The organism is Pseudomonas entomophila, assembly GCF_023277925.1.
Lineage (GTDB): Bacteria > Pseudomonadota > Gammaproteobacteria > Pseudomonadales > Pseudomonadaceae > Aquipseudomonas > Aquipseudomonas entomophila_D.
In genome coordinates, this window is the sequence record NZ_CP063832.1 from 919,092 (window position 1) to 939,975 (window position 20,884).

Genomic DNA, 20,884 nt, shown 5'->3' on the forward strand with positions numbered 1-20,884 from the left:
TCCTTGTCGTGTCAGCTGAACGTATGGCGGCTCAGGGGCATGCTGCGCACGCGCTTGCCGGTCAGTTGCGCCACGGCGTTGGCCACCGCGGGTGCCACGGCCGGCAGCGGCGGTTCACCGATGCCGCCCATTTTCGCGCCGCTTTCGACGATGCGTACATGCACCCGCGCCATGCGCGATGGTGGCAGCACCGGGTACAAGTCGTAGTTGCGCGCCCGTGGCATGCCGTTCAGCCACACCGCCTCTTCCAGCAGCACCTGGGACAGCCCCAGGGATACCGCACCGTTGACCTGCGCCTCGATGATCGCCGGGTTGACGATGCTGCCTGGGTCGATGGCCTGCCAGATGTCGTGCACCTTGACCTGGCCACCCTCCAGCGAGACTTCGGCGATCACCGCCGCTTCAGAGCCGAACGGCGAGGCCATGGCCACGCCACGGGCGCGCTTGCTGCCGTCCTCGGCGGTGAACGGGCCACGCTTCCAGCCACCGGACAACTCGCCCACCGCCTGCAGCAGCGTGGTCAGGCGCGGATTGTCGCGCAGCAGGTGCAGGCGCAGTTCGAAGGGGTCATGACCACCCTTGTCGGCGAGCTCATCGAGGAACGATTCGTAGAAGAAATCGTTCAGCGAATTGCCCACCGAGCGCCAGTAGCCCAGCATGGCCGGGCCCTTGACGTAGATCTGCGCGATGCGTTTGTTGGCGATGGCGTAGGCCTTGCCCGACAGCCCTTCCAGGGCGGTGGGGTCGACTTTGTCGCCTTGCTTGCCGGCGATGGCTTCGGTCGGGCCTTCGGTGGCGCTGACCGCCTCGATGGCCACCGGCAGGCCCTTGTCGTCCAGCCCGGCGCGAAACTTGACCACGGCCATGGGCCGCATGGCGTCGCGCAGGAACTCCTCTTCACGGCTCCAGATCAGTTTCACTGGTCGGCCCACTGCCTTGGCCAGGGCGATGGCCTGTGGGTAGGGGTTGGCCGAGTCGTAAAGGAAGTGCCGGCCGAAGAAGCCGCCGAGCAATGGCGAGTGCAGGGTGATCCGCGCCGGCTCCAGGCCGGTGCGCCTGGCGATGTCGTCGCGGAACATGTCCTGCGCCTGGTTGGGCAGCCACACCTCCAGCGAACCGTCGGGGTTGAAACGGGCGGTGGCGGAGGGCGGTTCCAGCTGTGCATGGTTGAGGAACTGGTTGTGGTAGGTGGCCTCGACCGTGGTCTTGGCGCCGGCCAGGGCGGCGGCGACGTCGCCGTCGTTTTCCTCGTCGCGGCTTGGCCCGGTCTGGGCGGCCAGGTGGTCGCGCCAGCCGTCGCTGGAGAAGTCGGCGGGCATTGGCCGCACCTGGCTGTCGGCGCCGGGCGCCTGCCAGTCCACCTGTAGTGCTTCCACGGCGCGCTTGGCGTGCCACCAGCGCTCGGCGACCACTGCCACCGCGCCGGGCAACTGATGCACCGAGTGCACGCCTTTCATGGCCTTGACCTGGTCTTCGTTGCGCAGGCTGCCCACGCTCATGCCCAGGCGTGGCGCGTGCTGCACGGCGGCGTGGAGCATGCCGTCGACCTTGATGTCGATGCTGTAGATCGCCTTGCCGGTGGACTTGTCGTGGGCGTCGAGGCGCTGCACCGGCTTGCCGATCCAGCGGAACTGGCCGGGGTCGCGCAGCGTGACGCTGGCCGGGTCCGGCACCGGCAGGTCCAGGGCCTTGCCGGCCAGTTCGCCATAGCCCAGCTCACGGCCCGAAGCCGTGTGCACTACCTTGCCGGGCTTCGTGGTCAGTTCACTGACCGGCACACCCCATTGCGCGGCGCCGGCCTGCAGCAGCATGGCCCGGGCCAGGGCGCCGAGGCGGCGCATGGTCGGGTAGCTCATGCGCACCGACATGCTGCCGCCGGTGATGCGCCAACCGTTTTCCATCACCACGTAGGCTTCCCCAGGTGGCGCACTGTCGACCACAAAGGTGGCAGGGTCGGCATCCAGCTCCTCGCCGATGATCTGCGCCATGGCGGTATTGATGCCTTGCCCGCCTTCCATGAACGGGCTGAGCAGGTGGACGCTGCCGTCCGGGCGGATTTCCAGGAAGGCCGGCACCTGGGTGCCGCGTTCGGTGGTGGCCGCAGCGGCCTGGACCCGTGGCGAGCCCAGTGGCAGCCCGAAGCCCAGCACCAGTGCGCCAATGGCAGTGCCGGCGAGGAAGCGCCGGCGCGACAGGTTGACGGTTTCGCCGTTGCGCAGGCGCAGCAGGTCATCGGGGCAATCGATACGCGCGTTCATCAGGCGTTCTCCCCTTGGGCCAGGTCGTGCACGGCGGCATGGATGGCATTGTAGGTGCCGCAGCGGCACAGGTTGACCATGGCCGCGTCGATCTGCGCATCGCTCGGTTTGGGGGTGTGCTTGAGCAGCGCGGTGGCCGCCATCACCTGGCCGGACTGGCAGTAGCCGCACTGGGCCACCTGGTGCTCGACCCAGGCGGCGACCACGCGCTTGCCGACCGCGTCTTGCTCGATGGCTTCGATGGTGGTGACCTCGCGGCCGACCACGCCGGCCACCGGGGTGACGCAGGCGCGCACCACGTTGCCGTCCACCAGCACCGAGCAAGCGCCGCATTGGGCCAGGCCGCAGCCATATTTGGTGCCGGTCAGGCCGAGGTCGTCGCGGATCACCCAGAGCAAGGGCGTGTCGGCGTCGGCCTCGACCTGATAGGTCTGCTGGTTGATGCGTAGTTCCATGGGCTCACCTGCTGATCATCGGTTGGTTTCGCGGCAGGGGAATACGTTGTTCCCCAATCTGGAAACGCTAGCACAGGGGGAGCGTTGCGGAACCGATCCAGCCTTTATGCCAGAGGATCAGGCAAGCAATTCGGCGGAATGCGCAAGCGCAGCCCATTGGGCCGCGCAATACCTGTAGGAGCCGGCTTGCCGGCGAAAGGGCCAGTACAGTCAACCCAGGACAGTGGCTCGCGCAGGGGGCATGGCATGTCAGGGAGCAGTGGCGGCAAGGTCACGAGACATGAGCCATTGCCCCTCGCCCCATGCCTCGAACCGTTCCAACAGGTGCCATCCACGCTTCGCGTAATAGGCGTGCTGGTCATGGGTATGCAGGTACAGCGTCGAGACCCCGCCGTCACGGGCGTGATTGCAGATCCCTTCGATCAACCGTTCGGCGAGCCCCTGGCCACGTGCCTGCGGGCTGACGAACACGCAAGCCAGCCAGGGCCCGAGTTCCGGTCGTTCGGGCAGGTCGTCGACGGCCAGTGCGGCACTGCCGAGCAAGCGGTCGCCATCCAGCGCCACCAGGCACTTCCATTTGCCATTGCGCTGCCCTTCGGCAAATTCACGTTGCCAGGCCGGCAGGGGGAAGTCCTGGAACTCGTAGTGGAACTGTTGGTGCAGCCATTGCGCCAAGGTGTCGCAATGGGCCATGTGGTGTTCGAGCCAATCCAGGCGGGGCATGGGCAGTTCCTTGTCGTGTTGTCGATTACAGGGCGGCATCATGGCGCACTTCTGGTGCCTGGTGTTGCTGCGGGGCATCTTTAAGAGCGGGTTTACCCGCGAAGACGGTAGTGTGTTCGCCGACGTAATCGCGGGTAAACCCGCTCCCCCGGTGACACGACATTGTCCGAGGGCCGCAGCTTTGCATGATGGCTCCGCTGTATGATGCGGGTTCCGTAGCCTTGCACGAGCCTGAACATGGACACTCACGCGCTTCTCGCCTTCACCCTGGTCGCCGCGATCGCCATCGCCAGCCCCGGGCCCGCCACGCTCATGGCGATCAACAACAGCCTGGCCCATGGTCAACGCAGCGCGGTGTGGTCGTCGCTGGGCAACGCCACCGGGCTGTTCTGCCTGTCGGCGGCGGCGATGCTCGGGCTGGGGGCGTTGCTGGCCAGTTCGGAAATGCTGTTCAACGCAGTCAAGGTCATCGGCGCCGGCTACCTGTTCTACCTCGGCGCACGGCAACTGCTGAAGAAGAGCCCGATGCTGGTCGAGGGCGTGGAGGAGGGCGCGGGCAAGCGCCGGCCGACGCCGTTGAAACTGTACAAGTCAGCGTTCCTGACCGCGGTCACCAACCCCAAGGCGACGATGTTCTTCACCGCGCTGTTCCCGCAGTTCATCGACCAGGGCGCGGCGCTGCTGCCGCAGTTCCTGGTCCTCACCGGAATCTTCATCCTGCTGTCGCTGACCTCCCTGAGCCTTTACGCCGCGCTCGCCGCACGGGCCAAGGGCGTGTTGACCCGCCCGTCGCTGTCACGTTGGGTGGGCCGGGTGGTGGGCTCGACCTTCATCGGGTTTGGCGCGGCGATCCTGGCGATGCGTCGGCAGGCGGCCTGAACAACTTTTCTGACGGGGCGCCTGGCGCCCCGTACTGCAACTTTCCCGCGCAATGGTCTTCATGGCCGTCCCTCTTCGAATCCCGCTCTAAAGTTGTTGCCCGGTGATTCGTGTCTATGTGAAAGCGAGTGTTCTGCTTCTGCTGGATTGTCCGACAATCCTTGTCTCGTGTTTTATGGAACCTGCGAGGCAGGTGGGTTCGCGTAGGTTGCTATCAAAATGATGTGCAACTAATCGTCGAACTAATGACGCCAATTTTCCGAACTTTCTCAAGTTTCAAGACGAGGGCCGATAACCTGAAGTAGGCGCGCCGGAAAGTTAAAAAATCCGACTGCCTGAATGCGTCAGTTGTGCAGCTCTGTCCGAATGGGTGTTGTATGTTGTACCTGCCTGCCATGTCCCGCCGTCCCGCCATGCCCAGCCGGTTGTTGCCTGCCATGTGGCTGTGCCTGTGTGCCGGTTTTGCGCACGCCGAAACAGTCGCCCCAGGGCAGGAAGTGCTGCGCCAACAGCAACAGCAGCAGACCGACCTGCAACAGTTGCAGTTGGAGCAACGCCGTCGACAACTGCAACGCGGAGCGTTTGGCCCCTCGGCGACGACAGCGCAGACGCCCCAGGCCGTGGCTCCGGATGCGCAGTGCTGGCCCCTGGCGGGCGTACGCGTCGGTGGCGTCACGCTGATCGACCGCGCCACGCTCAACGCCCGTATCGAGCCCCTGGTCACCCCTTGCATGGGCGTGGGCCAGATCAATCACCTGCTGGCGACCCTCACCGCGCTGTATGTCGAGAAGGGCTATATCGCCAGCCGGCCTTACCTGAGCCGTGCGCCCGCCGCAGGGCATTCGCTGGATATCTTGGTCGACGAAGGCTACCTGGAAGCCATCGAACTGGCCGACCAACGCCTGCCGGTGTCCCTGGCTGGCGCCTTCCCCGGCATGCTGGGCGAGCCGTTGAACCTGCGCGACCTGGAGCAGGGCCTGGACCAGCTCAACCGCCTGCGTTCGGTCGACCTGACCGCCGATATCGCCCCGGGCAGCCAGCCCGGCGCCTCGCGCATCGTTTTGCGTTCACGCAGCGCCGGGCAGGGGCGGGTGGCCGTGGGGCTGGGCCTGGACAACCTGGGCAGCGCCGGCACCGGGCGTGATCGCCAGGTGCTCAGCCTGAGCCTGGACAACCCGTTGGCGCTCAACGACCTGCTCAGCCTCAGCGCCAGCGACACCCTCAACCAGGGCGATCGCTACAGCCGCAATGCCAGCCTGTACTACGCCATCCCCTACGGCTACTGGACCTTCAGCCTGTTCGCCAGCCATGCCGAGTACCGCTCGCCGTTCAAGCTCAGCAGCGTCACCCTGCACAGCACCGGCATCACCGACCAGCTCAGCCTGCGCAGTGAGCGGGTGCTGTGGCGCGACCAGCAGCACCAGCTGAGCGCCAACCTGCAGTTGGCGCACAAGGAGGTCGACACTGAGTTCGCCAAGGTGCGGCTGGATGTGCAGAGCCCGACCCTGACGGTGGCCGAGGCCGGGGTCAACCTGTTCTGGCTCGACCGCGCCGTGTGGAACCTCGACGTCAACTATGCCCAGGGCCTGCGTTGGCTCGGCGCCGACGATGATGGTCGGCGCCTGAACGGTGACCTGCCCAAGGCGCAGTTCCACAAGTACCGCGCCAGCCTCGGCCAGTGGCGCAACGGCCAGCTCGGCGGGCAGGCCTGGCAATGGCAGAGCCAACTCAACTTGCAATACAGCCCCGACCCGCTGCCGGCCATCGAGCAGTTGCTCGGCACCGACGATTCCGCCGTGCGCGGCTATCGGGTCAACAGCGTGTCCGGGGCCAACGGGGCGATCTGGCGCAACACCTTGCGCCTGCCCCTGCGCCATGACGGGCCCTTTGCGATCACCCCGCGCATTGGCCTCGACCATGGCTGGATCAAGGCCGACCACGGCGCTTCGAGCCAACGCCTGAGCGGCGCCAGTGTCGGCCTGAGCCTGGGCTACAAGGCCCTGCAGATCGATGTCGACTACCAGCGTGGCCTGACCACGCCCAGTGGCCTGCGCCACGAACCCGAAGTCTGGCTGTTCCGGGCCGGCCTGCAGATCTGACCGCGATCGCGCAGTGAATTGCAGCACCTACATGGAGAGTGACCTATGCCAAAGCACACCTTTGCCTTCCACCTTTCGCCGCAGGGCAAACTGCGCTGGGCGATAGCCAGCCTGTTGCTCGCCGCCAGCCTGCCGCAGGCATTGGCCGAGGGCGTGGTGGTAGCGCCCGGCCCCGGTGGCACGGCGCAATTGCAGACCCAGGGTGGCGTGCCCATCGTCAATATCGTCGCCCCCAATGGCGCGGGGCTGTCCCATAACCAGTTCCTCGACTACAACGTCGACCGCCAGGGCCTGGTACTGAACAACGCCTTGCAGGCTGGCAATTCCCAGCTCGCCGGCCAGCTGGCGGCCAACCCGCAGTTCCAGGGCCAGGCGGCGAGCGTGATCCTCAACGAAGTGGTCAGTCGCAACCCGTCGGCGATCAACGGCGCCCAGGAAATCTTCGGCCGCGCTGCCGACTATGTGCTGGCCAACCCCAATGGCATCTCGGTCAATGGCGCCAGTTTCATCAACACGCCCAATGCCAGCCTGCTGGTCGGTCGCCCCGAGTTGAACGACGGCAAACTCAAGGCTCTGGGCACCCAGGACGCCAGCGGCCAACTGCAGGTGCAAGGTGGCGGGCTGCGTAACGACGGCGGCTCGGTCAACCTGATTGCCCCGCGCATCGACAGCCAAGGCCGCCTGGATGCGCGTGACCAGCTCAACCTGACCGTGGGCCGCCAGCAGGTGGATTACGCCAGCGGGCAGGTCACTCACGTCGACCCAAGCGCCAACACCACCGAGCAACGCATCGACGCCAGCCTGTTCGGCGCGATGCAGGCCGGGCGCATCAACATCGTCAGCACCGCGCAGGGTGCGGGCGTGCGTGTCGGCGCGGTGCAGGTCGAGGGGCGTGACGGCGTGCGCATCGATTCGGCCGGCGACCTGAACATCAGTGGCGCGGCCGTGGCCGACAAGCTGGAGGCGACCCGTGCCGGCATCCACAGCAGCCAGGGCGATATCGGGTTGCGCAGCGGCCAGGACCTGACCCTGGCCGCCGCCGATGTCAGCGCACGCGACGTCGGCCTCGACGCCGGGCGCAACCTTACCCTGAGCACCGTGCAAAGCCGCAAGCTCCAGGAAAAACGCGAGAACTGGCGCAGTGGCGCGCTGGGCATCGACTGGGAAACCTACCAGCGCACCCAGACCGACAGCGACACCCGCGAGCACGGCACCCAGGTCGTGGCCCGGCGCGACGCCCAGCTGAAATCGGGGCAGGACACGCAGCTCAATGCCGCCAGCGTCGAGGCGCCGGGCCACTTGAGCGTGACCAGCGGCGCCGACCTGCGCGTGACCGCAGCCACCGAACGCCACGTGCAAACCGACCAGGGCAAACACACCAAGGGCTTCTGGAAGGCCGACTGGGACACCCGCAGCGAAGAGCAGCGCAGCGTCACCAGCCAGCTCAAGGGCGGCGACATCGAACTGCACGCCAAGGCGGCGGTGCTGGCCGAGGGCGCACAGCTGACCAGCGGCAAGGACATCCGCATCGCCGGCAAGCAGGTACAGATCAACAACGCCTCGCGCACCGACCAGCGCGACAGCCAGAACCAGCAGAGCAAGTTCTTCGGCGTCAGCCACAACGAAGCCAAGCAGAACACCCGGGAAAGCACCTCGGTGCGCAGCGAGCTGGTGGCCGGTGGCAACGTCGGCCTGAACAGTACTGAAGGCATCGATGTGGTCGGCTCGACGGTCAAGGCCAGCGGTACGCTGAACGCCGAGGCGGCGGGTGATGTGAAGGTCACCTCGGCCCAGGACACCCGTGAACAAAGCAGCGCCAGCAGCAATCGAGGTTTCGTGGCCTCTGCCAAAGAGACGGCGCCTGGCGCCGGGCAGTACCGTGCGGGCGTGGGGTATGCCAGCGAGCAGCAGGGGGCGACCCGCACCGACGTCAAGCAGCAGGGCTCGAGCCTCAGCGGCAGCGAGGTGCAGGTCAATGCCGGTGGCGAGCTGGCGCTCAAGGGCGCGACGGTGAAGTCCACTTCCGGCGACACCACCCTGACCGGCAAGCAGGTGTCTTTGCTGGCCGAGCAGGATCGCCACAGTGAATCCAGTGACAGCAGCCGCACTTCAGGGGGTGTCTACCTCACCGCCGGCCTCGATCGCGCGGGCGCCGGGGTCGACTTCGCCCATGGCACGCAGCAGGACGCCTCGAGCACGACCACTGCGAAGACCACCGGCGTGGACAGCGCTGGCAAGCTGACGATCAAGGCCGACACCCTGGCCAGCGAAGGGGCGCAGGTGAACAGCGCCGGCCAATTGAGCGTCACCGCCAACCAGGTGGACAACCGCGCGGCCAGCGATACCACCCGCAGCAGCCACCAGCAGAGCAACTGGTCGGCGGATGTCGGTGTCAACGTCGAGTACAAGGACATCGCCCGGCCGATCGCCGGCGTGGTCAAGGATGTGGTCGATGGCAAGGTCACGGTCAAGGATGCGCTCGACGGCAAGCTGCCGCTCAAGGACGTCAAGGATGTACTGGACGGCAAGACCTCGCTGACCGACGCCCTGGGTAAGCTGGGCACGCCGAACCTGGGCGTCGACCTGGCCGTTGGGCATGCCAGCGAGCAGCGCAGCGAACAGACCGGCACCGCGGTGGTCGGCCAGTTCAATGGCCAGGGCGTCGAACTGAACGTGGCCGGCGCAGTGAAGGACCAGGGCACCCAGTACAACGCCAACGGTGGCGTGCTGAGCGTCAAGGCGGGCTCGCTGCAGGCCGAGGCGGCCAGCAACACCCACAGCCGCACCGAGCAGCAGGTGACCGCCGATGTGTCCGCCCGGGTCTACACCAAGACCGGTGAGGACCTGAACGTGACGGCCAACGGTTCGGGGGGGAGCAAGTCCCTGGCCGAAGACAAATCCACTGCCGTGGTGGGCAGCTACACCGGCAGCCACGGCTTGAACATCCAGGTCGGTGGCGATGCCCGCTTCGAAGGCAGCCGTATCGACGGTGGCCAGGGCGCCGTGGCCGTCACCACCGGTGGCAAGCTGGCCCTGGACCAGGCCAACAACCATGAGCGTCGCGACACCGGCAGCCTCGGTGGCAGCGGTTCGCTGACCGTGGGCACCTTGCCGGTGGGTGACAAGATCGACCTGGGGGCCGGGTTCCAGCTCGACCATGCTGGTGAGCACAGCGTCGACAGCAAGGCCCAGGTGGTGAGCGTCAAAGGCAATGGCCCGGTGCAATTGGGCAGTGCTGGCGACCTGACCCTGCAAGGCACGCGCATCGACGCGGGCGGCCCGGTCGAGGTCAAGGCCGGTGGCGCGCTCGACCTGCAAGCGGCCAGCGATACCCGTACCGTCACCGGCAGCCACCTGGGCGGCGGCCTCAACCTCGGCGGCAAGGCAGCCACCGGTGAGCAAGGCCGCGACCTGAGTGGCAAGCTGGGCGGCAACTTCAATGTGGGGCAGACCAACGAGCGCTCGCAGACCCTGACCGGTGGTCAGCTCGACAGCCGCGGCACCCTGGGCCTGGAAGGCCAGTCGGTCCACCTGCAGGGCACGCAGGTCGGCGCGGTGGGCGTCAATGTCGCGGCCGGCGAGGGTGGCCTGGTGCTGGAGTCGGCGCAGTCCACCCAGAGCCGCGGCAACTGGGGTGTCGACCTGAAGGCCGGCAGCAACCTGAGCCGCAACACGCCAGCGGATGCCGGGCAACAGGTCACCACGTCGAAAGATTTCGACCTGGGTGGCAAGGTGCACGTCGACTACCTGCAAGGCGCCACCCAGCAGAACAGCCACATCACCGCTGGCGAAGTGACGCTGAACAGTGCCGGCACAGCGCAGCTCAGCGGCGCACGGGTCGATGGCCAGCAGGTCGGCGGCAAGCTGGCGGGTGGGCTGACGGTCCAGGACCGGCAGGACACCACCACGTCGGTTCGTCTTGACCTGGGCGCGGGCCTGGCCGGCAAGCCGGGCAAGGTGAAGGAGGACCAGGAAGGCCAGGAGAAGGCCGGCTTCGACTACACGCCATCGTTCAACGCCCAGGGCGAGTTCATGCGCAAGGCTTCGACGAAGGAGTCGTCGCACATCGCAAGTGAGCGCAACCTGGCGCTGGAAGGCAAGGGTGTCGAGCAGGCCGGGACGCAGATCGGTGCCGAGGTGAAGCCGCTGGGCTATGAGGTCAAGGCCACGCTGGACCTGCCCAAGCTGCCTGAGGGTGGCGTGCCGAGCGTTTCGCTGGACAACGGCAAGCTGAAGGTCGGGCCTGTCACGGTCGAAGGCCATGTTGACGGCCTGACCACCAAGGGCTGATCGACACCCGCCGCAGGCGCCGGCATGGCCGACTCCTGCGGTGGGGCGCTGATCTTGAGGGCGACGCGGTCCCTGTAGGAGCGGGTTTACCCGCGAATGCGCCAGTGAGTCCACCATCGCATCCGCGGGTAAACTCGTTCCCACAGGGCTTGGTCGCTCAACGTGGCATGTAGCCCAACTGCCAGGCCCTGGGGATGAACCGCGTCACCAGGGCCAACAGGCAGGCCAGGGCACAGCTGGCCGCCAATGCCCGCAACCCGAGCCGCTGCTCCAGCCAGGCGCCCACCGCCGCCCCCAGCAGCATGCCGCTCCACGGCACCAACTGCACGCGCCAGCCATGCCGGCGCTCGCCCAACAGCCAGCGCCCGAGCCCGCGCCCGAACCGCGAAAGCGCCCCGGTCACGTAGGTCAGGCCGATGGGCAGGCCATTCACCTGTTCGACCACGGCATTGAGCATGCCCATGGCGAGAATCGCCGCGACCAGCGCTGCAAAGGTCGAGGGGCCAGGCCAGGCGGCGGCGAAGGCAAGCAGCATGGCGACCAGCATCAGCAACGGCGATGCCTGGCGTTTGAACTGCCGGGCCAGCAATACGCCCAAGGCATTGCCCAGCACGAAGCTGAGGATCGCCAAGGCCAGGCGCAGCATCAGGGCGAAGTCCGCCTGGCTGATCGCCACGGCCAGGCGGGTGGTGTTGCCGCTCATGAACGAGACGAAGTCCCCCAACGCCAGCAGGCCGATCGCGTCGGTCATGCCCGCCAACACCGAAAGCCCGGCCACCAGCCCAAGGCCGACCCGCCCGCGCAGTACTTGCAACCTGACCCGGCGGGCGCTGTGCAGGGAGGAAGCGGTGGGCAGCATGCGAGGTATCTCCGGTACAGGACGGGGCGGGACCCCAATCATATACCTGGTGTCATGCGCTTGGACAAAGCGTCAGGCACATGCCTTGAACCTGCAGTTCGCTGTCCTCGCGCAATGGCTCCGGCGCACCGGAAGGGTAGAACCCATTCGCCCGATACAAGCCCATGGCCGGACTGTCAGCCACTGTCACGCCCAGACGCACCTCGTGCACCTGGTGATCTCTACTCCAGTCCAGAGCCGCCCGCAGCAGCGCGCGGCCGGCACCTTGCCTGCGGGCCTCAGGGGCAACCCACATCTGATAGAGGTCGGCCGAGACTGGTTCGGTAGCGGACAAACGACACCATACGAGCCCACATGGCAGGTGGTCGAGCACCGCGATCAATAACTGATCTTTGCCGGAGGCGAGGGCGGATTCGACTCGCGCTTGCCAGGCCTGATCGCTACGCAACGATTCCGTTGCGTAGGTGCTGCCGAATGCATCAGGCGTGTCGAGCAGGGCCTTGAGGCGCAAGTCGCGATAAATGGGCCAGTCGGCACTGCCCACGGTACGGATCCGGATCATGCTTTGCCTCGGTTGTGTGAGGGTTAGTCGAGTGGCACGGGCTGAAATCGACAGGAGCACTGAACGATAGCTGGATATGGACGGCTGTCAGCCTTCTGGGACGGGGAGGGTGATCGTCTTGCAGTGCTCTCGAGATCGAGCGCCGCCCGTGCGGCGCATCGCGGATGAATCCGCTCCTACAGGTTTGTTTCGGGTAGGAGCGGATTCATCCGCGATGGTGGCGCTCGATCTTGAATGCGCTGCAACGCCCCCGTCGCACACCCAGAAAGGGCAGCGACCACCTGCTCAAGGACGACCTGGCAGCAACGCGATCATTCGGTCGAAGGCTGCAATCGAATAGCGTTCAACCGGGCTTTCCAAGGCAGGCAATTGCGTGGGAAAGCCGAAATGGACACGCCCAGGCAGCACCTTGCCCAAGGCCGAGTACCATGCCATCAGCGCCGGTTGCAGACGCACATGCAGCTCGAAGCCGCTACGTCGGCGGGTACTGTCCGCCTGGGCTCGTTCCCGCGCCAGACGAGGGTCGATACGGCCGACAAGGTAGCGGTCGGCAAAACTGATACGCCCTTGCGCGATCGTTTTCCGGGTGGCCGCAAGCTCCAGGCGCCAGTCGTGCTCGCTCGCCTCGCCGATCTGCCAAAGGCTCCAGATGTAGTGCAACTTGAGCGGGTCGCTGTCGCACACGGCCCATGTCGCGGTGCTTTCCATCGCCAGCGCCGCTTGCCAGCGATCCACGTTGCGCTCAGCCCAAAACGCTGCCGCGCCGACGGGGTCGGCCTGACGGTCTGGTACATGGGCGAAACGTCCGTGTTCGGCAACGACCTGCTGCCCTCCATGCTGCGTGCACCAAGTGGTCTTGCCACAGGCGCTGATCCCTTCGACCACCAGAATCATGCTTCGACTGCTCCGTTGCTTGCCTCATCCTCGTGGGCAGGCCCATGACGCCCCTGCCCGAGGATATTCGAAAGGCGCGCACTCTACAGCCAGTAGGTCACCGCCCACCAGCCCAGCCCACCCATGACCACGGTGTAGGGCAGGGCCATCCACACCATGCGCCCGTACGACAGGCGAATCAGCGGTGCGATCGCCGAAGTGAGCAGGAACAGGAACGCCGCCTGGCCATTGGGTGTGGCCACGCTGGGCAGGTTGGTGCCGGTATTGATCGCCACCGCCAGGGTCTCGAAATGCTCGCGGCTCATCGCGCCGTTGAGGAAGGCCTGCTTGACCTCGGTGATGTAGATGGTGGCGACGAACACGTTGTCGCTGATTGCCGACAGCAGCCCGTTGGCCAGGTACAGCATGCCCGGCTGCTGCTCGCTGGGCAGGGCCAGCACCCAGGCGATCAGCGGGCTGAACAGCTGCTGCTGGTGGATCACCGCGACCACGGCGAAGAACACCACCAACAGCGCGGTGAACGGCATGGCGTCCTGGAACGCACGGCCCAGGCGATGCTCGTCGGTGATGCCGGTGAAGGCGGTGATCAGCACGATCATCAGCAGGCCGATCAACCCCACCTCGGCGACATGCAGGCCCAGGCAGACGATCAGGGTCAAGGCGGCCAGGCCCTGGACCACCAGGGCGATACGTTGCGCTTGGGTGCGTGCGGCGTCGTTTTCGGCGGCATAGGCGGCCAGCACCTGGCGCACACGCTCGGGCATCAGCGTGCCGTAACCGAACAGCCGCAGTTTTTCCACCAGCACGCAGGTCACCAGGCCCGCCGCCAGCACCGGCATCGACACCGGCGCGACCTTGCTGAAGAACTCGGCGAAGTGCCAGCCCATCTCATGGCCGATCAGCAGGTTCTGCGGCTCGCCCACCAACGTGCACACGCCGCCCAGGGCAGTGCCCACCGCACCATGCATCAGCAAGCTGCGCAGGAAGGCGCGGAACTGGTCGAGGTCTTCGCGGTGCAGTTGCTCGACCTGGTAGTCGCTCTCCAGCGCCGACTCCTCGCGTGGATTGGTGCCGGATGCGACCCGGTGGTAGACCGCATAGAAACCCACCGCCGCGCTGATGATCACCGCCGTCACGGTGAGGGCGTCGAGGAACGCCGACAGAAACGCCGACAGCACGCAGAACAGCAGGCTGAGCACAGCCTTGGAGCGCACCCCCAGCAGGATCCGCGAGAACAGGAACAGCAGCAGCTCCTTCATGAAGTGGATGCCGGCGACCATGAACATCAGCAGCAGGATCACCGGGAAGTTGTGCTGCAGCTCTTCATACAGCGCCTCGGGCGTGGTCATGCGCAGCAGCAGCGCTTCGACCAGTAGCAGCCCGCCAGGCATCAGCGGGTAGCACTTGAGCGCCATCCCCAGGGTGAAGATGAACTGGATCACCAGCACCCAGCCGGTGACCACCGGGCCGAGGGTCGCCAGCAGTAATGGGTTGAGGATCAGGAACAGGGCGATGACGGCCTTGTACCAACGCGGCGACTGGCCCAGGAAGCTGTGGGCGAGGGCGCCGGTCAGGGAATGGGACATGAATTTGTATCCTTTTGATTCAGCAGTCGCGCACGGTGCCCCATCAAGCCGCGCGGCGCAAGGCATCCAGTCCAGCTTTTGGCACATGCACGGCCTTGCCGCTGCGCTAAGATCCTGCACTTTGAACCCTTTCTCCACAGGAGTGCCGCCCGTGACCGACTACACCGCATTCAAGGTTGAACTGACCGACAACATCGCCCACGTGCAAATCAACCGCCCGGAAAAGATCAACGCGATGAATGCCGCGTTCTGGGAGGAGATCGTCGACATCTTCCAGTGGATCGACGACACCGACGCAGTACGCGCGGTGGTCATCAGCGGGGCGGGCAAGCACTTCTCCTCGGGCATCGACCTGATGATGCTGGCCTCGCTGGCCGGCCAGATGGGCAAGGACGTCGGCCGCAACGCCCGCCTGCTGCGCCGTACCATCCTGCGCCTGCAAAGTTCGTTCAATGCCGTGGACAACTGCCGCAAGCCGGTGCTGGCGGCAATCCAGGGCTACTGCATCGGTGGTGCGATCGACTTGGTGTCGGCCTGCGACATGCGCTACTGCGCCAGCGACGCGCAGTTCTCGATCAAGGAGATCGACATGGGCATGGCCGCCGATGTCGGCACCCTGCAACGTCTGCCGCGTATCATCGGCGACGGCATCCTGCGCGAACTGGCCTACACCGGGCGCAACGTCGATGCCCAGGAGGCGCTGCGCATCGGTCTGGTCAACCGGGTCTACGATGACCACGCGGCGCTGCTCGACGGGGTCTTTGCCATTGCCCGCGAAATTGCCGCAAAATCACCGGTCGCGGTGGCCGGCACCAAGGAGATGCTCAGCTACATGCGCGACCATCGCATCGACGATGGCCTGGAGTACATCGCCACCTGGAACGCCGCCATGCTGCAGTCCGAAGACCTGCGCGTGGCCGTGGCCGCCCACATGAGTAAACAGCAACCGACGTTCGCCGACTGACCGGGTTGGCGGGCGCCCTGAAGGGACCGCAAGCATGTCAGCACGCTGGACAACCGCAGTACTCGACCCGCAGACCACCGGGGGCTGGGCTGTCGCCCGCAGCCCGGAGGGGTTCCTGGTGGACGCCAACGGCGCGCTGTTTCCCCGCGACTGGCTCAAGCGCCAGGAACTGGACGTGCTGTGCGAGCACGGCATCGGCTATTTCGACGGCCAGCCGGTGTTCCTGCTGGAGTTGCGCACCGCCAGCGAAGTGCAGGGGTGCAACTGGCAGGGGCTGCGCCGGTTCATGCTCGAAGGTGACTTCGACACCTACAAGGTGCTGGGTTACGCCGCGCAGATCGGCACCTGGGCCCGCGAGCACCGCTTCTGCGGCAGCTGCGGGCAACCCATGACGCAGATCCGCTGGGAGCGGGCGATGTACTGCCAGCCGTGCGACCTGCGCAGCTACCCGCGCATTTCACCCAGCATGATCGTGTTGATCACCCGTGGCGACCAAGTGCTGCTGGCGCGCTCTCCGCGCTTCGTCACCGGGGTGTACAGCACCCTGGCCGGCTTTGCCGAACCGGGTGAGTCAGCCGAAGAGTGCCTGGTGCGCGAGGTGCGTGAAGAAGTGGCGATCGAAGTGAAGAACATCCAGTACGTGGGCAGCCAGTGTTGGCCGTTCCCGCATTCGATGATGCTGGGCTTCCATGCCGAGTACGCGGGCGGGGAGATTGTCATGCAGCCGGACGAAATCGAGGACGCACAATGGTTCAACGTCCACGACCTGCCGCCATTGCCGGCCGGGCGCTCCATCGCCCGGTACCTGATCGACCTGTACGTAGCGCAGCGTTTGGGGCTGGCGGAGCCTGTACTGCCAAGCTGATGGGCCCCGGTAGGAGCCAGCTTTGCTGGCGAACGCAAACACTGCGGTGCATGGCACCGCTTGCGTCGCTGTTCGCCGGCAAAGCCGGCGCCTACCTCAGGCCTGACCGAACCAATGCTGCCAGGCCAAGCGTACGGTCAACGCCAGCACCACGGTGATGAACACCGGACGGATGAACTTGCTGCCACCGCTGATCGCCGTGCGCGCACCAAAGAAGGCACCGACCATCACCGACAGGCCCATGCACAGGCCGACGATGTAGTCCACCTGCCCGGAAATGACGAACACTGTCAGTGCCGCGATGTTGCTGACGAAGTTCATGCTGCGGGCCACGCCGCTGGCGCGGACCAGGTCGATGGGGTAGAGCAGCAGCGTGCTCACGGTCCAGAACGCGCCAGTGCCGGGGCCAGCCACGCCGTCGTAGAAACCCAGCGAGAAGCCTTGGGGAAACTGCCATTTCCGCTTGATCGGCGCGTCGGCGTCCAGCGGCGCCTTGGGCGTGCCACCGAACAACAGGTAGACGCCGCAGGCGAAGACGATCACCGGCAGCATCTTGTTCAGCCATTCGGCCGGCATGTAGTGGGCGGCCACCGCGCCGATCAGCGCGCCCACCAGCGTGCCGAGAATCGCCAGGCGCCATTGCGCCGGGTGAAACAACTTGCGCCGGTAGTAGGTGATGCTGGCGGTGGCCGCGCCGAAGGTCGAGCTGAGTTTGTTGGTGCCCAGCACCAGGTGTGGGGGCATGCCGGCGGTCAGCAGTGCCGGGGTGGTCAGCAGGCCGCCGCCGCCGGCGATGGCATCGATGAAACCGGCGACGAAGGCGACCAGGGCGAGGATCAGCAGGGTGAGCGGTTCTACGGTGAGTTCGAAGGGCATGGGGGCTTGGGCTGGCTGGACGGCGGGGTGCGGCAAAAGGCCGCGCTAGAGGCGGTACATGGTAATCCTCGTCCGGTTGAGTTGCCAGCGTCGGCCTTGTTCGCCGGCAATCCGGCTCCTACGAGGACCTCTGTAGGAGCCGGCTTGCCGGCGAACAAGGCATCACAGGAACCAGCGATATTCCCGCGCGCTCACCTCCTGCATGAAGGCAAGATGGTCTTGTCGCTTGTTTTCGCAGTACACCATCACGAACTCCTGCCCCAGCCCTTCATTGACCACCGGATGCCCACGCATGGCCGCCACCGCGCCAAGCATGTCCTTGGGGAAATCGATGCCGCTGCCACGGTTCTCGTTCAGTGGCTCGATCGGCTCCTGCGCGGCATCGAGCCCATGCTCCATCCCGCAAAGGATCGCCGCCAGCACCAGATACGGGTTGGCGTCCGCCCCCGCCAGCCGATGCTCGATACGCAGGTTGCGTGGGGCCGACTCGGGGATGCGGATACACGCATCGCGATCCTCGAAGCCCCAGCTGGCACGGCTGGCGGCATTGACCATGGCGCCGTAGCGGCGGAACGCATTGTGGTTGGCGGCGAAGATCGGCATACAGTGCGGCAGCAGCGCCAGGCAGCCGGCCACCGCGTGGCGCAGCGGCCGTTGCTGGTCGACGGCGAGCACATTATTGCCATCCCGGTCGTAGAGGCTGACATGCACATGCATGCCGCTGCCCGGCGCCTGCAGGTAGGGCTTGCTCATGAACGAGGCGCGCAACCCGTGTTTCAGCGCTACGCCACGGGTGCTGCGGCAGAACATCGCCGCCCAGTCGGCGGCGCGCAGGCCATCGTCGCAGTGGCCGAAGTTGATCTCGAACTGGCCCGGCCCCAGCTCGGCGGTGATCACGTTGGCGTCCACGCCCTGGGCGTTGGCGGCCTCGACCATCTCGCGCAGGACATCGGAGAAGCGCGACAGGCGTTCGATGTGCAGGTTGGGCTGGTCGTCGGCGTCGTTGCTGAACGGGTCGTGGGGAAACTGGGGCAGGCCTTCCTTGAGTGCGCGATCGAACAGGTAGAACTCCAGCTCGAATGCCACTACCGGGCGGATACCGCGCCGTGCCAGGCGCTGCAACACGCGGGTGAGCACTTCGCGGGGTTCGAACTCGATGGGCGCGGCGGTGCCGTCGGAAGTGATCAACATCTGGCCCAGTGGCTCGCGCTCCCAGCTCACCGGTTTGAGCGTGCCCGGTACCAGGCGGCGCAGGGCGTCCGGGTCGCCGTCGTTGAAGCAGTAGTCGCCAATCGGGAACAGCCCGCCCTGGACACCCAGCAACACGCAGTTCTGCGGCAGCTTCAAGGGGCTGCCAGCGGCGACCTTTTCCAGCATCTCGATGGGGTAGCGCTTGCCGTAGAAGTGGCCAGGAATGTCCAGGCTGATCAAGTCGACGTAGCGCACGTCAGGATGCTGTGAGCGGAAGGTACGGACTTCGTCGAGCAAGCTGTGGTGCGTGGTCATCGTGTGCTCCATTGCAATGAAACATGATTCGGTGATCGGTGGGGGGGCGCCAGCTTCAAGGTCAACGCCGCACCAGTAGGAGCCGGCTTTGCCGGCGAATGGACCAGCGCAGTCGACACAACACAGTTGCTCCCGGCACGGTGCTGGTCCCAGGCAGGCAACGAAGCCGTGCCGTCAACGGAACACCCAAAGCACACGCGTCACCAGGGACGTCAGGTTGGCGTAGCGAAACTGGCTGTGCGGCGGCAGCTGGAAGCTGTCGTTGGGGTGCAAGGTCACGGTCTCTTCGTGGCCGTGCAGCCATAGGGTCAGCTCGCCTTCGAGGACGAAGCCTCCCTGCTCCGAGCTGTCGTCCAGGTGCCCCTCGCCACTGCTGGCGCCCGGTGCCAAGTGGCTTTCGAGCATGGCGAAGCGGCCGTTGAGGGTGGGCGAGACCAGCACATCGGTAACCCCGGCGGCGTAATACAGGGTGCGCCGTTCGCCGGGGCGGGTGACCCAGTCGATCTCCCTTGGCGGCACCGCCTGGTAGAAATAGGTGGTGGGTACCTGCAACGCTTCGCTGATGGCGGTGAGATCGGCCACGGTGGGGCGTGACAGCCCGCGCTCCACCTGGGAGAGAAAACCCACGGAGCGGTTCACCCGCGTGGCCAGATCATCCAGGGTGAAACCTCGGTGCTTGCGCAGGTCGCGGACCAGGCGCGCCAGGTCTTCGCGTGCATCACGTGGCTCAGACATGATCGCGCATCCTGTACCAGGCCTTGGCCGCCGCTTCCAGCGGGGCCGCCAGCAGGTCGCCACCGAAGAAGCAGCCGTTGTCGATGCCTTGGTACAACGCCAGCAGGTCATCGTTGCCGAGGATCGCATCGCTGACCGCGCGCGCCCCGGCCAGGGTCGGCAGTACGCCGTGCCCGGAGAAACCCTGCAGCCAGTAGCGCTGGCCCTGGCGGCCGATATCCGGCGTGCGTTGGAGGCTGCAGTCGATATGCCCACCCCAGGCGTGCTCGATGGCTACGCCCTTGAGTTGTGGAAACACCCGTTCCAGGCAGGGGCGGGTGGCGGCGGCGACATCCTTGGGGATGCCGCCAAGATAGGTGCAGCCGCCACCAAACAGCAGGCGGTGATCGGGGGTGAGACGGAAGTAGTCGGGGATGAACTGGTTATCGATCACGCAACTGTTGCGGGGTAGCAGCGAGGCGGCGAGGCCCGTATCGAGCGGCACGGTGGCCACCTGGTAGGAACCTACTGGCAGCAAGCGGCGCGAGAGGGCGCGGTCGAGGCCGTCGATGTAGGCATTGCAGGCCAGCACCAGCACGCGGCTGCGCACTTCACCTGTGGCGGTGCGGGCTACGAAGCCGTCTGCCTGTTCCTGGTAGTCGAGCACCTGGCTCTGTTCGAAGATGTCGCCTCCGGCCGCCTCGATCGTGGCCGCCAGCCCCTGGGCCAGTTTCAGCGGGTTGAGGTGGGCACCGTTGGGGTCGTACAGCGCGGCCTGATAGCGCGGGCTGTCGATCCATTCGGGCAGCTCATCGCGGCTGATCAAGCGCAGGCAATCGTAGTGGAGCGTGGCCTGCGCTTCACGACGAGCTTCCTCCAGCAGCTTGACGCGACGCGGCAGCACCGCGGCCCATAGGCTGCCGAGGCGGTAGTCGACATCGAAGCCGTGGCGTTGGGGTAGCTCGCGCATTTCCCGAGCGGCCCAGCACATGCTGTCCCACAGGCGGCGCCCGCGTTCCAGGCCAAGGGCCTTGAGCAGGGGTGGCATGTCGCATGACCAGCCGAGCAACGCCTGGCCGCCGTTGCGACCGGACGCCGCCCATGCCACCCGGCTGGCCTCCAGCAGGGCCACGCGCTTGCCGGCCAGGGCCAGGCGCAGGGCGGTGTGCAGGCCACTGAAACCGGCGCCGATGATCAGTACATCGGTGTCGACGGCGCCTTGCAGGGTAGGGCGCAGGGGGATGGGGGCGGGGTAGGTCTGGGCGTAGTAGCTGGCGACGTGCTGGGCGGATTGCTTGAACATGCCGGGGCCTCGTGAAATTTTTTATGATTATTTTCATGAAAAAATAGCAGA

The 20,884-nt window shown here is 66.0% G+C and carries 16 protein-coding genes; 5 read left to right on the forward strand and 11 right to left on the reverse strand.

Going from position 1 to position 20,884, the window contains the following annotated elements; translation table 11 throughout:
- Window positions 1–11: 11 nt before the first annotated feature.
- From IM733_RS04140 to IM733_RS04150, 3 genes are all read right to left on the reverse strand, one after another.
- On the reverse strand, window positions 12–2,258 hold the full coding sequence (locus tag IM733_RS04140) for a xanthine dehydrogenase family protein molybdopterin-binding subunit (protein ID WP_248919668.1): 2,247 nt from the start codon (window positions 2,256–2,258) through the stop codon (window positions 12–14).
- Entirely contained in the window at window positions 2,258–2,713 is a 456-nt protein-coding gene (locus IM733_RS04145; protein WP_213660616.1) for a (2Fe-2S)-binding protein, read from the reverse strand. Before IM733_RS04145 ends, IM733_RS04140 begins: the two co-directional genes overlap by 1 nt.
- A 249-nt stretch (window positions 2,714–2,962) precedes the next feature.
- On the reverse strand, window positions 2,963–3,436 hold the full coding sequence (locus tag IM733_RS04150) for a GNAT family N-acetyltransferase (protein WP_248919669.1): 474 nt from the start codon (window positions 3,434–3,436) through the stop codon (window positions 2,963–2,965).
- Between the two features lie 237 nt (window positions 3,437–3,673).
- Here IM733_RS04150 and IM733_RS04155 point away from each other — a divergent pair, with 237 nt between their 5' ends.
- The 3 genes from IM733_RS04155 to IM733_RS04165 all read left to right on the forward strand — a co-directional run bounded on the left by IM733_RS04155 (window position 3,674) and on the right by IM733_RS04165 (window position 10,704).
- On the forward strand, window positions 3,674–4,315 hold the full coding sequence (locus tag IM733_RS04155; protein ID WP_248919670.1) for a LysE family translocator: 642 nt from the start codon (window positions 3,674–3,676) through the stop codon (window positions 4,313–4,315).
- Between the two features lie 377 nt (window positions 4,316–4,692).
- A complete protein-coding gene (locus IM733_RS04160) occupies window positions 4,693–6,414 on the forward strand; it encodes a ShlB/FhaC/HecB family hemolysin secretion/activation protein (protein ID WP_248919671.1) in 1,722 nt (573 codons plus the stop codon).
- A 45-nt stretch (window positions 6,415–6,459) separates the two neighbouring features.
- Complete coding sequence (locus tag IM733_RS04165) at window positions 6,460–10,704, forward strand: hemagglutinin repeat-containing protein (RefSeq protein ID WP_248919672.1); 4,245 nt, start codon at window positions 6,460–6,462, stop codon at window positions 10,702–10,704.
- Window positions 10,705–10,861: 157 nt separating this feature from the next.
- Here IM733_RS04165 and IM733_RS04170 read toward each other — a convergent pair whose 3' ends face one another.
- The 4 genes from IM733_RS04170 to nhaB form a co-directional block, all read right to left on the reverse strand.
- On the reverse strand, window positions 10,862–11,563 hold the full coding sequence (locus IM733_RS04170; RefSeq protein WP_248919673.1) for a YoaK family protein: 702 nt from the start codon (window positions 11,561–11,563) through the stop codon (window positions 10,862–10,864).
- Window positions 11,564–11,615: 52 nt separating this feature from the next.
- Window positions 11,616–12,125, reverse strand: a complete 510-nt coding sequence (locus IM733_RS04175) for a GNAT family N-acetyltransferase (protein WP_248919674.1) — start codon at window positions 12,123–12,125, stop codon at window positions 11,616–11,618.
- Window positions 12,126–12,410: 285 nt separating this feature from the next.
- Window positions 12,411–13,019 (reverse strand): hypothetical protein, encoded by a 609-nt coding sequence (locus tag IM733_RS04180; RefSeq protein ID WP_248919675.1) that lies wholly within the window; start codon window positions 13,017–13,019, stop codon window positions 12,411–12,413.
- Window positions 13,020–13,102: 83 nt separating this feature from the next.
- Window positions 13,103–14,605, reverse strand: a complete 1,503-nt coding sequence (nhaB, locus tag IM733_RS04185; RefSeq protein WP_248919676.1) for a sodium/proton antiporter NhaB — start codon at window positions 14,603–14,605, stop codon at window positions 13,103–13,105.
- Between the two features lie 151 nt (window positions 14,606–14,756).
- Here nhaB and IM733_RS04190 point away from each other — a divergent pair, with 151 nt between their 5' ends.
- Together IM733_RS04190 and nudC are read left to right on the forward strand one after the other, a co-directional pair.
- Complete coding sequence (locus tag IM733_RS04190) at window positions 14,757–15,569, forward strand: crotonase/enoyl-CoA hydratase family protein (RefSeq protein ID WP_248919677.1); 813 nt, start codon at window positions 14,757–14,759, stop codon at window positions 15,567–15,569.
- 34 nt (window positions 15,570–15,603) lie between these two features.
- A complete protein-coding gene (gene nudC, locus IM733_RS04195) occupies window positions 15,604–16,434 on the forward strand; it encodes an NAD(+) diphosphatase (protein WP_248919678.1) in 831 nt (276 codons plus the stop codon).
- A gap of 96 nt (window positions 16,435–16,530) precedes the next feature.
- On the opposite strand, the gene IM733_RS04200 is transcribed toward nudC, so the two are convergent.
- From IM733_RS04200 to IM733_RS04215, 4 genes are all read right to left on the reverse strand, one after another.
- Window positions 16,531–17,310, reverse strand: coding sequence for a TSUP family transporter (locus IM733_RS04200; RefSeq protein WP_240063367.1), 780 nt, complete (start codon window positions 17,308–17,310; stop codon window positions 16,531–16,533).
- Between the two features lie 162 nt (window positions 17,311–17,472).
- Entirely contained in the window at window positions 17,473–18,816 is a 1,344-nt protein-coding gene (locus tag IM733_RS04205; protein ID WP_248919679.1) for a glutamine synthetase family protein, read from the reverse strand.
- Window positions 18,817–18,990: 174 nt separating this feature from the next.
- Complete coding sequence (locus IM733_RS04210; protein ID WP_248919680.1) at window positions 18,991–19,551, reverse strand: helix-turn-helix domain-containing protein; 561 nt, start codon at window positions 19,549–19,551, stop codon at window positions 18,991–18,993.
- Window positions 19,544–20,833 (reverse strand): NAD(P)/FAD-dependent oxidoreductase, encoded by a 1,290-nt coding sequence (locus IM733_RS04215; protein WP_248919681.1) that lies wholly within the window; start codon window positions 20,831–20,833, stop codon window positions 19,544–19,546. Before IM733_RS04215 ends, IM733_RS04210 begins: the two co-directional genes overlap by 8 nt.
- Between the last annotated feature and the right edge of the window lie 51 nt (window positions 20,834–20,884).